The sequence below is a fragment of the Cupriavidus sp. MPR-AND1C genome, from assembly GCF_058809705.1.
This window is the reverse complement of the sequence record NZ_JBXASU010000066.1, coordinates 1-14,587: the sequence shown is the minus strand read 5'-3', so window position 1 is coordinate 14,587 and position 14,587 is coordinate 1. Positions and strand designations below refer to the sequence as shown.

At 65.3% G+C, this 14,587-nt stretch carries 14 protein-coding genes; 6 read left to right on the top strand and 8 right to left on the bottom strand.

Going from position 1 to position 14,587, the window contains the following annotated elements:
* Positions 1-32: 32 nt before the first annotated feature.
* Together rbfA and truB are read left to right on the top strand one after the other, a co-directional pair.
* The gene (gene rbfA / locus AC1RWI_RS27515) at positions 33-401 is read left to right on the top strand and encodes a 30S ribosome-binding factor RbfA (protein ID WP_006162086.1); all 369 of its coding nucleotides are present in this window, start codon (positions 33-35) and stop codon (positions 399-401) included.
* 79 nt (positions 402-480) lie between these two features.
* On the top strand, positions 481-1,428 hold the full coding sequence (gene truB / locus AC1RWI_RS27510; protein ID WP_043347314.1) for a tRNA pseudouridine(55) synthase TruB: 948 nt from the start codon (positions 481-483) through the stop codon (positions 1,426-1,428).
* Positions 1,429-1,577: 149 nt separating this feature from the next.
* On the opposite strand, the gene AC1RWI_RS27505 is transcribed toward truB, so the two are convergent.
* From AC1RWI_RS27505 to AC1RWI_RS27490, 4 genes are all read right to left on the bottom strand, one after another.
* Positions 1,578-3,182: a DHA2 family efflux MFS transporter permease subunit gene (locus tag AC1RWI_RS27505; protein ID WP_492869893.1), complete on the bottom strand. Its 1,605-nt coding sequence runs from the start codon at positions 3,180-3,182 to the stop codon at positions 1,578-1,580.
* Between the two features lie 2 nt (positions 3,183-3,184).
* The gene (locus AC1RWI_RS27500; RefSeq protein ID WP_043347311.1) at positions 3,185-4,438 is read right to left on the bottom strand and encodes an HlyD family secretion protein; all 1,254 of its coding nucleotides are present in this window, start codon (positions 4,436-4,438) and stop codon (positions 3,185-3,187) included.
* A 72-nt stretch (positions 4,439-4,510) separates the two neighbouring features.
* On the bottom strand, positions 4,511-6,031 hold the full coding sequence (locus AC1RWI_RS27495) for an AdeC/AdeK/OprM family multidrug efflux complex outer membrane factor (protein WP_043347307.1): 1,521 nt from the start codon (positions 6,029-6,031) through the stop codon (positions 4,511-4,513).
* Positions 6,032-6,127: 96 nt separating this feature from the next.
* A complete protein-coding gene (locus AC1RWI_RS27490) occupies positions 6,128-6,607 on the bottom strand; it encodes a MarR family winged helix-turn-helix transcriptional regulator (protein ID WP_052494620.1) in 480 nt (159 codons plus the stop codon).
* A 223-nt stretch (positions 6,608-6,830) separates the two neighbouring features.
* Between AC1RWI_RS27490 and typA the strand changes: the two genes are divergently transcribed.
* Positions 6,831-8,651 carry a translational GTPase TypA gene (typA, locus tag AC1RWI_RS27485; protein ID WP_043347306.1) on the top strand — a complete coding sequence of 607 codons (1,821 nt, stop codon included), beginning with the start codon at positions 6,831-6,833 and terminating at the stop codon, positions 8,649-8,651.
* A 99-nt stretch (positions 8,652-8,750) separates the two neighbouring features.
* On the opposite strand, the gene AC1RWI_RS27480 is transcribed toward typA, so the two are convergent.
* Complete coding sequence (locus tag AC1RWI_RS27480) at positions 8,751-9,647, bottom strand: sterol desaturase family protein (protein ID WP_043347305.1); 897 nt, start codon at positions 9,645-9,647, stop codon at positions 8,751-8,753.
* 242 nt (positions 9,648-9,889) lie between these two features.
* On the opposite strand from AC1RWI_RS27480, the gene AC1RWI_RS27475 reads away from it, so the two are divergent.
* The 3 genes from AC1RWI_RS27475 (at position 9,890) to AC1RWI_RS27465 (ending at position 13,318) form a co-directional block, all read left to right on the top strand.
* The gene (locus AC1RWI_RS27475; RefSeq protein ID WP_043347304.1) at positions 9,890-11,452 is read left to right on the top strand and encodes a methyl-accepting chemotaxis protein; all 1,563 of its coding nucleotides are present in this window, start codon (positions 9,890-9,892) and stop codon (positions 11,450-11,452) included.
* 86 nt (positions 11,453-11,538) lie between these two features.
* Entirely contained in the window at positions 11,539-12,627 is a 1,089-nt protein-coding gene (locus tag AC1RWI_RS27470; RefSeq protein WP_492869892.1) for an enoyl-CoA hydratase/isomerase family protein, read from the top strand.
* A gap of 130 nt (positions 12,628-12,757) precedes the next feature.
* Positions 12,758-13,318 carry an NADPH-dependent FMN reductase gene (locus AC1RWI_RS27465; RefSeq protein ID WP_492869891.1) on the top strand — a complete coding sequence of 187 codons (561 nt, stop codon included), beginning with the start codon at positions 12,758-12,760 and terminating at the stop codon, positions 13,316-13,318.
* Between the two features lie 130 nt (positions 13,319-13,448).
* Here the strand turns inward: AC1RWI_RS27465 and AC1RWI_RS27460 are convergent, their stop codons facing one another.
* From AC1RWI_RS27460 to AC1RWI_RS27450, 3 genes are all read right to left on the bottom strand, one after another.
* Positions 13,449-13,667 (bottom strand): hypothetical protein, encoded by a 219-nt coding sequence (locus AC1RWI_RS27460; protein ID WP_043352041.1) that lies wholly within the window; start codon positions 13,665-13,667, stop codon positions 13,449-13,451.
* A gap of 179 nt (positions 13,668-13,846) precedes the next feature.
* Entirely contained in the window at positions 13,847-14,110 is a 264-nt protein-coding gene (locus AC1RWI_RS27455; RefSeq protein WP_043347301.1) for a hypothetical protein, read from the bottom strand.
* Between the two features lie 100 nt (positions 14,111-14,210).
* Entirely contained in the window at positions 14,211-14,468 is a 258-nt protein-coding gene (locus AC1RWI_RS27450) for a hypothetical protein (protein ID WP_043347300.1), read from the bottom strand.
* Positions 14,469-14,587: the final 119 nt, after the last annotated feature.

Genomic DNA, 14,587 nt, shown 5'->3' with positions numbered 1-14,587 from the left:
CCCGCTGCCCTTCTCGACAGCAAGCGTATTGAATGGCCAAGAAAGGCAATATCTCCTCTCGTAATCTCCGGATTTCCGACCAGATCCAGCGCGACCTGGCCGAGATGATCCAGCGTGAGCTGCGCGATCCCCGCCTGGGGCTCGTCACACTGCAGTCGGTCACGCTGACCCCCGACTACGCGCACGCCAAGGTGTACTTCACCGTCCTGGCGGCTGATGCCGCGGAAGTGGAGGGCATCCTCAACGAAAAGTCCGGTTACCTGCATTCGCTGCTCTACAAGCGGTTGCATATCCATACCGTGCCGACGCTGCGCTTCTTCCACGATACCTCGGTGGAACAAGCGATCGAGATGTCCAAGCTGATCAAAGAAGCTAACTCCACACGCGCAAAAGAAGACTGAAAGACGGCCCGTAACCACGGGCCGTTTTCTTGTTCGCGCCCGGCCCTGAAGCTTTGCCGGCGTCACATAGCTCCCCGCCATGACTCATCCCAATACCAATCGCCCGCCCCGGCAGCCGCGCCGCGAGGTGCATGGCGTGCTGCTGCTCGACAAGCCGCTCGGCCTTTCGTCCAACGATGCGCTGGTGCGTGCCAAGCGCATGCTGCGCGCGCTAAAGGCCGGACACACCGGCACGCTCGATCCGCTTGCCACCGGCTTGCTGCCGCTGTGCTTTGGCGAGGCGACGAAGTTCTCGCAGGACCTGCTCGAGGCCGACAAGACATACGAAGCCACCGTGCGGCTGGGCCTCAAGACCGCGACCGGCGACGCCGAGGGCGAGGTGATCGCCGAGCGTCCGGTAACCTGCGATGTCGAAGCGCTGCGCGCCGCAATGCTGCGCTTCGCGGGCGAAATCGAGCAGGTGCCGCCGATGCATTCCGCACTGAAGAAGGACGGACGTCCGCTGTACGAATACGCACGTGCCGGCCAGACCGTGGAGCGCGCCGCGCGCCGCGTCACCATCCATGAAATCACGCTGCTCGATTGCGGGCTGCCGCAGGTACCCACCTTCAGCATGCGCGTGACCTGCAGCAAGGGCACTTATATCCGCACCCTGGCCGAGGACATTGGCGAGGCGCTCGGGTGCGGCGCGCACCTGACCGGCTTGCGCCGTACAGCGGTGGGTGACCTGAGCCTCGAAGGTGCGGTCACGCTGGAGCAGATCGAGCAGCGCTCCGACGAGGAGCGCCCCGGAATGCTTGCGCCGGTCGATGCGCTGTTGCAGCGCTGCGTAGCGGTAACGCTAGACGAGGCCGCGATGGCGCGCTTCCTGCAGGGCCAGCGCATCGCGCAGCGCGACCTGCCGGCGGGCGTGGCGCTGGCGGAAGATGAACTCGCCAGTGTCTATGGCGGCGAGCCGCGCCGCTTGCTTGGCGTGGCGCGCATGCGTGAAGGCGCCTTGCGGCCCGAGCGGCTGGTCAAGCTCTAACGCGGCCAATGCGGCCAATGCGGCTGCATCGGGCAGGAAATCCCGAAGGCTTGAGCCTGGGCGAGGGAAGGGGCCAGAAAGCACGAGGCCGATGCCTGTGACGGCATCGGCCTCGCGTGCGGCGCGTGTGCTCGGTGCAGCTACTGCAGCTAGTGCGCCCCGGCCGCGGAGGCGTCCAGATCCCCCCCTTTCTTAGGCTTGGTCAGCCAGACAAAGACGATCAGCACGAAGAACAGCACGCCCGAGATCCAGAAGATATCGTTGGCGCCCAGCATGGCCGCCTGCTGCGAAATGTTGCGCTCGATCTGGCCGTTGGCCTGGGCCTGGCTCATGCCCAGCTGCATCAGGTGGTTGAGCTGGTCGATATAGGTCGGGTTGTACGGATTGACCTGTTCCACCAGTTGCGCGTGATGCAGCGCCGTGCGGTTTTCCCAGATGGTGGTCGAGATCGACGCACCGATCGCACCGAACGTGATCCGCACGAAGTTGGATACCCCGGAGGCCGACGGGATCCTCTCCGGCGGCTGGCCCGACAGGATGATCGACGTCAGCGGGATGAAGAACATCGCCATCGCCGCACCCTGGATCAGCGTCGGGATCATCAGCGTGCGGGTATCGACCTGCAAGGTGAATCCCGAGCGCATCAGGCTGACCACGCCAAAGGTGACGAAGGCCAGGGTCGCGACCCAGCGCGCATCCATCTTGGGCAGGTTCTTGCCGATCAGCGGCGACAGCAGGATGGCGAAGATCCCGACCGGCGCCATCACGATGCCGGCATCCGTTGCGGTATAGCCGACGATGGTTTGCAGCCACAGCGGGAGGATCACCAGGTTGCCGAAGAACAGGCCGTAGGCCACCGAGATGGCCACCACTCCCGCGCTGAAGTTACGTCCCTTGAACAAGGTGATATCGACGATCGGATGCTTCTCGTAGCTCTCCCAGATCAGGAAAAACAGGAAACCCACAATGGCCACTACTGTCAACACGACGATCGAGGTCGAGTGGAACCAGTCGAGCTCCTTGCCCTTGTCGAGCATGAGCTGCATCGAGCCTACCCAGATCACCAGCAGCGCCAGCCCGATCCGGTCGATCGGCAGGATCTTGATCGGCGTCTCGCGGTCGCGGTAAATCGCCCAGGTTGCATAGGCGGCGCCCAGGCCCACCGGGATGTTGATGTAGAAGATCCACGGCCAGGTCATGTTGTCCGAGATCCAGCCGCCCAGCAGCGGCCCCATGATGGGCGCCACCAGCGTGGTCATGCCCCATAGGGCGAGCGCCATGGTGCTTTTCTGCGGCGGATAGCTCGACAGCAGCAGCGATTGCGACAGCGGAATCATCGGCCCCGCCACTGCGCCTTGCAGCACGCGCGCGGCCAGCAGCACTTCGAGGTTGGGCGCGACACCGCACAGCCACGACGAGATCACGAACAGCAGGATCGACGTGATGAACAGCCGCACCGCCCCGAAGCGCGTGGTCATCCATCCGGTCAGCGGCACCGAGATGGCATTGGCCACAGCGAACGAGGTGATGACCCAAGTGCCCTGGTTGGGGGCCACGCCAAGGTCGCCCGAGATGGCCGGGATCGATACGTTGGCGATCGAGGAGTCGAGCACGTTCATGAACGTGGCCAGCGACAGCGCGATCGTGCCGACGATCAGCTTTGCGCCCGACAACGGCACTGGCGCGGCGCGGCGCGCCGCTGGCGCCGCCGGGCCGGGCGAGGCGCCGTCGCGCGCGGGGAGGGAGGTAGCCATGTTCAGGTGTTGGCGGGCTTGGCGGCGGCCGGCGTCGACGACACCGGCGCCGCCATGGGCTCGGTCGCCTGGCGGCCGCCGTTGTTCAGCGAGATGATGCGGGCGATCAGTGCGTCGGCGTCCTGCGCGACCTTCTCATAGACGTCGGTCTGCATCGGGCGCGCAACCGTGGCGTTGGTCATGGCCGCGCCTTCTTCCTTGCGCACATCGACCGTCACGTTCATCGACAGGCCAACCCGCAGCGGGTGGTCCTTGAGCTGCTGCGGGTCCAGTGCGATGCGCACCGGCAGGCGTTGCACAACCTTGATCCAGTTGCCGGTGGCGTTCTGCGCCGGCAGCAGGGAGAAGGCCGAGCCGGTGCCGGCCGAGAAACCTTCCACCTTGCCGTTATAGGTCACCTTGGAGCCGTACAGGTCGGCCTCCAGCGTGACCGGTTGGCCCACGCGCATATGCGTGATCTGCACTTCCTTGAAGTTGGCGTCGATCCACACCTGGTCCAGCGGCACCACGGCCATCAGTGGCGCGCCGGGGGCTACGCGCTGGCCGACCTGCACCGAGCGCTTGGCCACGTAGCCGGTTACCGGCGCGGGCAGCGTCGAGCGTGCGAACGCGAGATAGGCGGCACGCAGGTTGGCGGCGGCGCGCTGCACGTTGGGGTGCTTCTCCACCGTGGTCTGGTCGGTCAGCACCTTGTTGGATGCCAGTTGCTCGCGCGTGGCCAACAGTGCCGATTGCGCGGCCGTGAGGGCGGTCTGCGCGTGGGAGATTTCTTCGCCCGAAACCGCGCCGGAGCCAGCGATGGCCTCGCGGCGCTTCAGGTCCTCACGCGCCTTGGCCACATCGGCTTCGCGCATGGTCACGTTGGCCGCCAGCGAGCCGTTGTTGACGTAGAGCGTGCGCACTTCACGCACGGCTTGCGCCAGTTGCGCCTCAGCCTGCTCCATGGCGACCTGCGAGTCGGCGCGGTCGAGCTGGATCAGGGGCTGGCCCGCAGTGACAAGCTGCGTATCGTCGGCCGAGATCGAAATCACGGTGCCGCCGACCAGTGGGGTGACCTGCACCACGTTGCCCGCAACATACGCGTCGTCGGTGCTCTCGAAGTGGCGCGCGTACATGCCCCAGTAGATGCCATAGGCCACGCCGGCCACCACTACCGCGGCGGTCAGCGAGAGCAGCAGGCGCTTGCGCTTGCCGTTGTTGTTGACGGGAGCCGCCGGGGAGGCGGGAGTCTGGGCCGCTTGCTTGTTATCGCTCATGATCGTCTTCTAAGAATGCTGTCGGTACTGCTCGTTGTTTTTCCGGCTGCTTGGCCGTAGCCACCTAACCGTTTAGCCGCGTGCCTCGGCTGGCTTCTGCGCATCCGTCCCGGCGCCTTCGGCTTGTTCCTGGTAACCCCCGCCGAGCGCCTTTATCAGGCCCATCTGCAGGTCCAGGCGGCGCGCCTGCAGGTCGGTCGCAAGGCGGCGTTGCTGCAGCACGTTGCTTTCGGCATTGAGCACCGTGAGCTGGGTGCCTAGCCCGGCCTTGTAGCGGATGGTGGATAGTGAGTAGGCGCGCTCGGCGAGAGCCAGCGCCTCGCGCTGGGCCGTGATCTGCGTATCCACGCTGCGGATGCTGGCCACCGTGTCGGCGGTTTCGCGCAGCGCATCGACCAGCGTCTGGTTGTAGTTGGCCACGGCGAGGTCGTATTGCGCGTACTTGCCCTTCAGGTTGGCGCGCAGCTTGCCGCCCTCGAAGATCGGCAGGCGGATCGCCGGACCGATGCCAAAGGTCCGGCTGATGCCCATCAGCAGGTTGGATGGGTCCAGCGACGCCACGCCGGCAAAAGCGGACAACGTGACGGCCGGCAGGAATTGCGTGCGTGCCACCTCGATATCCTTGCTGGTGGCCTCCACGCGCCAGCGTGCGGCAACCAGGTCCGGGCGGCGGCCCAGCAGGTCGATGGTGAGGTTGTCCGGCAGCAGCGGCGTGCTTTGCGCCAGGATGGTCGGGCGCTGGATCGCCAGGCCGCGGTCCGGGCCCTTGCCCAGCAGCGCGGCGAGCTGGTTGCGCGCCAGCAGGATGTCTTCATCCACGCGAAGCAGGTCGGTCTGTGCCGATGCCACCGTGCCGCGCGCCTGCGTGGTTTCGACCTGCGTGTCCAGGCCGGCGTTGAGCCGGTCGCGTGACAGGTCGCTCAGGCCGCGGCGCTGGGCGATGGCGCGCTCGGCCACGTCGCGTTGCGCGTACAAGGCGGCCAGGCGGGCATAGGTGCGGGCGACCGACGTGGTCAGGATCAGGCGCGAAGCCTGGCTTTCGGCCTCGGCAGCGCGGTCGTCGGACAGAGCGGCTTCGAGCGCCTTGCGGTTCTTGCCCCAGAAGTCGAAATCATAGGAGAGCCCGGCTTGCAGGCGTGACTGGTTCTGCCACGAACCGGCCAGCGGCGTGCCTTCGAACAGGTCCGTTTGCGAGAAGCGCTGGCGTACCAGGCTGCCGTCAAAGTCGACGTGCGGGTACAGCGCGCTGCGCGTGGCGTCCGCCATCGCGCGGGAGGCTTCCACACGCGCGAAAGCGGCTTGCAGGTTGGGGCTGTCCTTTACCGCCTCGTCGACCAGGGCGCGCAGTTGCGGGTCCTTGAACTGGTCGACCCAGTCAAGCGAAGGCCACTGGCCATGCTGCGAGGGCAGGGCCTGGGCGCTGGCGAGCGAGGCCGGCGCGGTAACGGTCTGCGTGCTGTGCGAGTTGCCGAACGCGGCGCAGCCCGCCAGCACCGCGGCCGCCAGCGCGGTCAGCGCCAGCGTACCGGCGCGGCGGCACGCCGCGCGCGTACGCGGCGACAAAGCGGAAAAAGAAGAGAGAGCTTGGTTCATCTGGGTGCCCTGCGATAGAGCGTTAGTGTTTGTTCTTGTTTCTTGTATTTGAGAGATCGTGGCGCCGCTGGCGTCACTGGCCGCCATGCCTGGCCGCTACCCGCTGTTGTTGCCGATGATCCGGTGCAGCATCGAGCGGAAGGTCTGTAGTTCGGCTTCGGAGAAGCCGCGGAAATGCCGGTTCAGCACGCGGCAATAGATCTGGGGCAGCTGGTTCACGAGGATCTGGCCGGCGGGGGTGATCGACAGGTCGACCACGCGCCGGTCGGCATCGCTGCGCTGGCGCTCGATCAGGCCGCGCTTTTCCAGGCGGCTGAGCAGGCGCGTGACCGAGCCCATATCGCAATTGAGCTCCCGGCCAAGATCCGTCACCGTGCTGCCACGGCCGGCGGCCAGCATCATCAGGCAGGTGGCCTGGGCGTGCGTGATGTCCAGGCCATCGACCTCCTGCTCCACGCCGTGCGACAGCACGTTCTTGGCGCGTGCCATCAGATAGCCGATGCTCTCGCCCATGCGGTACTCGGCCGGGTCGAACGGAAAGGCTTCGTCGGAAATGGGCTGGCTCTGCTCGGACATCTCGGCTCGGTGCTTGTCGGTGCAATGTTTGCCGTGGCAACTATATGTTCACGTTCGCTGATCCGCAAGGACGTCAATTTGCTATTGCGGATATCGCAATAATCGGATTTGTGACGGGGTGACGGCTTCGGAAGCTACCTAACGTCGTCCTCGGGTTTTGCGCCGCAGCATGCTATAATTTCGGGTTATCTTTTGATGCTCAGCCCCAAAGCGAGACGCTGCAATGACCCGCGCCATCCGCAATATCGCCATCATCGCTCACGTCGATCATGGCAAGACCACTCTGGTCGACCAACTCCTGCGCCAGGCAGGCACCTTCCGCGACAACCAGCAAATGGTCGAGCGCGTGATGGACTCGAACGACATTGAAAAGGAACGCGGGATCACCATCCTCGCGAAGAACTGTGCTGTTGAATACAACGGCACCCACATCAATATCGTCGATACCCCTGGCCACGCCGATTTCGGCGGTGAAGTGGAGCGCGTGCTGTCGATGGTTGACGGCGTGCTGCTGCTGGTTGACGCTGTCGAAGGCCCGATGCCGCAGACCCGTTTCGTCACGCGCAAGGCGCTGGCGCTGGGCCTGAAGCCGATCGTGGTGATCAACAAGGTCGACCGCCCGGGCGCGCGTCCGGAATGGGTGATCAACCAGACGTTCGACCTGTTCGACAAGCTGGGCGCCACCGATGAGCAGCTCGATTTCCCGGTGATCTACGCATCCGGCCTGAACGGCTATGCCGGGCTGACCGACGACGTGCGCGAAGGCGACATGAAGCCGCTGTTCGAGACCGTGCTGGCCAAGGTGCCGGTCCGTGACGACAACCCGGACGGTCCGCTGCAGCTGCAGATCATCTCGCTCGATTACAACAGCTATGTCGGCAAGATCGGCGTAGGCCGCATTTCGCGTGGCCGTGCCCGTTCGCTGCAAGACGTGGTGGTCAAGTTCGGCCCGGAAGGCAACCCCATCAAGGGTCGTATCAACCAGGTGCTGAAGTTCCAGGGCCTGGAGCGCGAAATCGTGGCGGAAGCCGAAGCCGGCGACATCGTGCTGATCAACGGCATCGAAGAGCTGGGCATCGGTTGCACCGTGTGCGCACCGGACGCGCAAGACGCGCTGCCGATGCTGAAGGTGGACGAGCCCACGCTGACCATGAACTTCTGTGTCAACACGTCGCCGCTGGCCGGCCGTGAAGGCAAGTTCGTGACCAGCCGCCAGCTGCGCGAACGCCTGGACCGCGAACTGAAGTCGAACGTGGCGCTGCGCGTGGCCGAGACCGGCGACGACACCATCTTCGAAGTGTCGGGCCGCGGCGAGCTGCACCTGACCATCCTGCTGGAAAACATGCGCCGCGAAGGCTACGAGCTGGCCGTGTCGCGCCCGCGCGTGGTGTTCAAGGAAATCGACGGCGTCAAGCACGAGCCGTACGAACTGCTGACCGTGGACGTTGAAGACGGCCACCAGGGCAGCGTGATGGAAGAGCTGGGCCGCCGCAAGGGCGAACTGCTCGACATGGCGTCCGACGGCAAGGGCCGCACCCGCCTCGAGTACCGCGTTCCGGCCCGTGGCCTGATCGGCTTCCAGGGCGAGTTCCTGACGCTGACCCGCGGCACCGGCCTGATCAGCCACATCTTCGACGACTACGCGCCTCTGCGCGAAGGCGGCCTGGGTGAGCGCCACAACGGCGTGCTGATCTCGCAGGACGACGGCGATGCCGTGGCCTACGCGCTGTGGAAGCTGCAGGATCGCGGCCGCATGTTCGTCAAGCCGGGCGATGCACTGTACGAAGGCATGATCATCGGCATCCACAGCCGCGACAACGACCTGGTTGTGAACCCGATCAAGGGCAAGCAGCTGACCAACGTGCGCGCCTCGGGTACCGACGAAGCCGTGCGCCTGGTCACGCCGATCCAGATGTCGCTGGAATACGCCGTGGAGTTCATCGCCGACGACGAACTGGTGGAAATCACGCCGAAGAGCATCCGCCTGCGCAAGCGTCACCTGAAGGAGCACGAGCGTAAGCGTGCTTCGCGCGAATCCGTGTAAGCGTTTTCGTCCCAGGCTACTTTGCCAGCAACAAAAAACCGCGCCTCGTGCGCGGTTTTTTGTTGTCTGCTTTCCGTGGCGCCTTTGGCTATCCAGCCATCATGCATCCTGGCTGCGGTCCGTCCCAGATGCGGTGCCGGCCAGCGGCACGTCCCTGGCCGCCAGGTCGCGCGGATGACGCCACTCGGGCGGTTTCCAGAGGTGCCGCAGGTCGCGATGGCGCCACGCGTCGGCGAACATGTCGCCCCACTCATGGAAGGTGAGAGTGATCGGGTTATGGCTGGCGATGCGACGCGTAATGCCGTATTCGGGCGGCGCCTCTTCGGGCACGAAGGAGCCGAACATGCGGTCCCACGCGGTCAGCACGCCCGCATAGTTGCGGTCGATGTACTGCGGGTTACGCGCATGGTGTACGCGGTGTACTGAGGGCGTATTGAACAGCCATTCAAGCCGGTGCCAGCGGCCGCCCAGCCGGGTGTGCACGAAAAACTGGAAGGCCAGGTTCAACCCCACCGCCAGGATCACCCAGTCGGGCGTGAAGCCGATCAGCGCCAGCGGAATCCAGAACAACCACATGCCCGAAAGCGGATATGTCAGGCTCTGGCGGAACGCCGTCGAGAAATTCATGCCCTCCGAGGAATGATGGGTGACGTGTGAAGCCCACATCCAGCGCACCCGATGGCTGGCGCGATGAAACCAGTAGTAAAGGAAATCCTGCAGCAGCAGCAAGAGCAGGAACGACCAGACCGTCTGCGGCATCGCCTTCAGGCCATGCTGGTAGCTCCACGTGTAGACCGTGCGCACCATCAGCCACAGGAAGAACGCGTCCGACGCCTGGTGCATCAGCGCCAGCGCGGCGTTGGACGCGGTATCGCGCAGGCTGTAGATGGCGGGGTCGCGGCGCGCCCAGTACCAGGCCTCCGCGCCGATGGTCAGCAGGAAGACTGGTGCGAAAGCCAGCAGGATCAGGCCGGGATCGATTGTTGACGGTGTCATGCGCAAAGTGTTGCCCGATTCTGTCGGTTTTGCCTGGAGGCGATCCTCTATACGGTCGTGCGGTGTTGCCAAATGCGTACGCTAGCGCACTCAAAAATCCTTCCTGCGCACATTCGCATTCCTGACTATTTTGCACGACTGAATATCCGCATGCGCGGTGTCAAGGAGCGGTGAGGGGTGCCGTTATAGCGGGGCGGCCAAAAACGGAGCCGCATCAGCGCTAAAACCAACGGGGAGCCCTCATGTTTCGCAACACTACGATCGGTACTAGATTGTGGATTCTGACTATCGTCACCAATGCACTGTTGATGATTGTCGGTGCCGTAGGCTGGTTTGGCATGTCGCGCAGCAACGACGCCACGCGGCAGATCTACCAGCATCAGCTCTCCGCCGCGGTCAACCTGGCCGAGGCGCGTTCCAACCAGTTGCTCGTACGGGTCTTGCTCGACCAGGCCACCTTCGCCGCCGATCCCGCCGACGCCCGTGCGCGCGCCGATACGGCCGAGGGGTTTGCGCGCCAGTCCGATGCGGCCTGGCAGGCCTATCTGGCGCTGCCGCGTTCGGCGCAAGAAGCCCGCGCGGCTGCGGACGTTGCCGCCAAGCGTGAGGCGTTGTTCACGCAAGGTGTGTCGCCGATGATCGCCGCGCTCAAGCAAGGCGACCGCGAGGCGGTGATGCGCGCCGTGCTGGAGACCATTCCCAAGCTCGATATCGCTTTCACGGCCGTCAATACCGAGTTGGGCAAGCTGCAGCTCGCCGGCGCGCTGGAGGTCTATCACGGGTCGCAGGAGCGCTACACCACGCTGCGCTCGCTTTCGATCGGCGTGTTGGTATTTGGCTTGTGCTTCAGCACGGTGGTGGCCTGGCGCCTGCGGCGTTCCATCGTGGGTCCGCTCGATACGGCCATCGCCCGCTTCGAGCGCATCGCCGCCGGCGATCTTGGCGCGAAGGCGGATGGCGCCGGCTGCGGCGCCGAGGCGGGGCGCAGCGAGACTGGCCGCATGCTCGCCATGCTCGGGCGCATGCAAGAGAGCCTGGCCGCGATGGTGAGCGACGTGCGCGGCGGGGCCGATTCCATTGCCGCCGCCAGCAAGCAGATTGCCAGCGGCAACAGCGACTTGTCGCAACGCACGGAGCAGCAGGCCGCGTCGCTCGAGGAAACGGCGTCCAGCATGGAGGAGCTCACGGGCACGGTGCGCCAGAACGCGGATAGCGCGCGCGAGGCCAATGACCTCGCCAGCAGCGCCACTGGCCTGGCGGAGCGCGGCAGCGACGCGGTGGCGCGCGTAGCCAGCACCATGCAGGCGATCGACGCCAGTGCCAACAAGATCGTCGACATCATCGATGTCATCGAGAAGATCGCATTCCAGACCAATATCCTTGCCCTCAACGCGGCGGTGGAAGCCGCGCGGGCCGGCGAGCACGGACGAGGCTTCGCGGTGGTCGCGGGCGACGTGCGCGATCTCTCGCAGCGCTGCGCGGGCGCGTCAAAGGAGATCCGCACGCTGATCAGCGACTCTGTGTCGCGCGTGCGCGCCGGCGGCGAGATGGTCGAGCAAGCGGGGCAAGTGATGCAGGAAATGGTTGGTGCGGTGCGCCGCGTGAGCGGCATCATGAGCGGCATTAGTTCGGCATCCGACGAGCAGTCGCGCGGCATCGAGCAGGTCAACCAGGCGGTGGCGCAGATGGACGGCATGACCCAGCAGAACGCCGCGCTGGTCGAGCAGGCCGCTGCGGCAGCGGCTTCGCTGGAGGACCAGGCGCAGCGGCTTACCGGGCTGATGTCGGCATTTCGGGTGGCCTGAACGCGGTGTCTCGGACGCCGCTCAGGGGTGCGGCGCGCAGCTTGGCTGGTGTAAAGTTGCGGGTTGCATTCGCGGAGAAGAGAGACATGACTGACTTGGTCACAAGCGAGATACAGGGTCGCATCGAGGGTGGCATCGGCTACCTGACGCTGAACCGGCCCCAGGCGCTCAACGCACTGTCGCTCGAGATGATTCGCGCCATCACCCAGGCGCTCAACGCATGGGCGGTGGCGCCCGAAGTGGCGGCCGTAGTCATCGCCGGCGCGGGCGGCAAGGCTTTTTGCGCCGGAGGCGACATCCGCTTCTTCCACAAGGCCGCGCTCGCCGGCGATCCGGCGCTCGATCAGTTCTTCGTCGAGGAATACGCGCTCAATCACTTGATCCATACCTACGCCAAGCCTTACATCGCGCTGATGGACGGCGTGGTGATGGGCGGCGGCATGGGTATCTCGCAAGGCGCACGCCGCCGTCTGGTGACCGAGCGGACCAAGATGGCAATGCCGGAGACCAATATCGGCTTGTTCCCGGACGTGGGCGGCGGCTGGTTCCTGTCGCGCACGCCCGGTCGCCTGGGTGAATACCTGGGCCTGACCGGCGCCATGATTCATGCTGCTGACGCGCTGTACGCAGGCCTGGCGGATGCCTATCTGCCGGGCAATGCCATGGCGGAGCTGGTGGAGGTGCTGCGCGCACGTCAGTTTGCCGATGGCGACGCCGTGCTCGCTTGCGTCGACGAGGCCACCGCGGCGCACCGCGCCGCCTGCCCGCCGGGCGAAAGCCAGCTGGCCAAGCTGCAGGAAGAGATCGATGGCCTGTTTGCCGGCGCCTCGGTGACCGGGATCGTGGCAGCGGTGAGCGATGCCGGCTCCGACTGGGCCGCGCAGACGGCGGCCATGCTGCGCGCGCGCTCGCCGCTGATGCTCAACGTCACGCTGGAGCAGATCCGCCGCGCCCGCACCATGGCGCTGAACGACGAGCTGCGTATGGAGCTGGACATGATGTACCACGTGTTCCGCCACGGCGACGGCGTCGAAGGCATTCGCGCGCTGGCGGTCGACAAGGACCACGCGCCGAAGTGGCAGCCCGCGCGTCTCGATGAGGTCACCCGCGAGCGCGTGCACGCGTTTTTCGACAGCCCCTGGGCGCACGGCGAGCATCCGCTGGCGGCGCTGTAGGCTGGCGACTGGCGGTTCCTTTCGCGCAAATGGATTAGAGTGACGCTTGGACCGGCCGCCGCTGCGCAGCAATGCGGCGCGCGAGCCGGCTCCGTCCACCCATGGTGCCGTGAACGAAAAAGGAATCGCGATGAGTACTCCACGTGATGTAGCCGTATTGGTAGGCAGCCTGCGCAAGGACTCCTTCAACCGCAAGCTGGCACTCGCGCTCGCCGCGATGGCGCCGGCCGGGCTCAAGCTCGACATCGTCGAAATCGGCCAGTTGCCGCTGTACAACCAGGACGAGGACGCCAGCCCGCCCGCGCCATGGGTCGCCTTTCGCGACCGCATCCGGCGCGCCGACGCGGTGCTCTTCGTGACACCCGAGTACAACCGCTCGGTGCCGGCCGCGCTCAAGAACGCCATCGACGTCGGCTCGCGCCCCTACGGCCAGAGCGCCTGGGACGGCAAGCCCGGCGGCGTCATCAGCGCCTCGCCCGGCGCCGTCGGCGGCTTCGGCGCCAATCACCACCTGCGTCAGTCGCTCGTCTTCCTCAATATCCCGGTCCTCCAGCAACCGGAAGCCTATATCAGCGGCGTTGACAAGCTCTTCGACGAGCAGGGCGGCATCGCCAACGAGTCCACCCGTGGATTCCTGGGCAAGTACCTGGCGACCTATGCCGCCTGGATCGAGCGCAACGCGGCTCGTTGATCGGCAATGCAACCGCCGAAGTAACCGCCAAAGTTCTCAAAACCCACCTCCCAAAAGCACTGACGCCCGTTGCCGACAGGGCAACGGGCGCGGAGGGCAGAGTATCGCTGCCTTGCGCTTCTGATTCGACTTACTTGCGCTTGATGTCCCCGGCCGGCCGCGACTGCGTGCCTGCCAGCGGTTGGCCTGGAAAGCCCTCCGGATAGCTGATGACGCGCAAGGCTCCCCCGAGCTTGCGCTGCGTCCATGCATGACCGGCGCGCGTTCTCGCGCCGCCTGTGATTGCCACCATGGCTTCTCTGTCGAGATCCACGCTGTCCGGCAAATCCTTGATGACGATGACGGCCATGACTTCCTCCTGCAGGGTGGCGAAGGCCGGCTCGGCCGGGGTTCGCCGGGTGGGTGCGCGCGATGCGGCAGGCCCGGCCAGATCAGTATAGGCCACGGGTTTTACCTCCGGGGCGGTGCCAGTTCGTGCGCAACAGCCGTGGAAACCCTTGGGTTTCCACGGAGCGGGGCGCATCTCGCTCAGACCGCGGCGTGGGTAGCGGCCCACTGCGACGGGTTGACGTCGATGCTCAGCGGGCCGAAGCCGGAGCCGATCACGCCGACGTTGTTGAGCGTGTTCACGTTGATGCTCTGCAACTGGGCGATGTTCTGGTTGACGTTGACATTGACGTTGGCCACCGGGCCCAGTCCTTGCAACCAGGAATTGCCGCCGCGCACCGCGGCCAGGGACTTGCTGTCGAGGTCTTGGGTCAGGGCGAGGTCGCGCACGATGATGGATGACATGATGGTTCTCCTAGACTTCACTTGACTTGATTGCTGGAAATGGCGGGTACTGGCTGGCAGCGGAGGCGGCGGGGCCGCCTCTTGCCGGTGCCGGGACCATTCAATAAATGTTGTTGGTGGCGTTCTGGGTCGACGTCACGTGGGACTTGATGTCGGCGGCAAAGGCCGTGTTGTTGCCGTTCATGTTCACGACGTTCTGGGTCTGGCCGATCAGCTGCGAAGCATTGAAGGTCGAGTCGATCTTGGTCAGGCTGAAGACAGGCATGAAGGGCACGAAGCCGCCGCGCACGGCGCGCATGGCGCGGGTGTCGAGTTCTTCGGTGACGGACAGGTCCTTGATGGCGAGGGTGGTAGTCATGGCAGTTCTCCGGGGTATTCAGTGGATTGCGAATTCGGCTTCGGGCGTGGCCCGCGGCTTAGTAGATGTTGTTGGTGGCGTTCTGGGTCGACGTCACGTGGGACTTGATGTCGGCCACG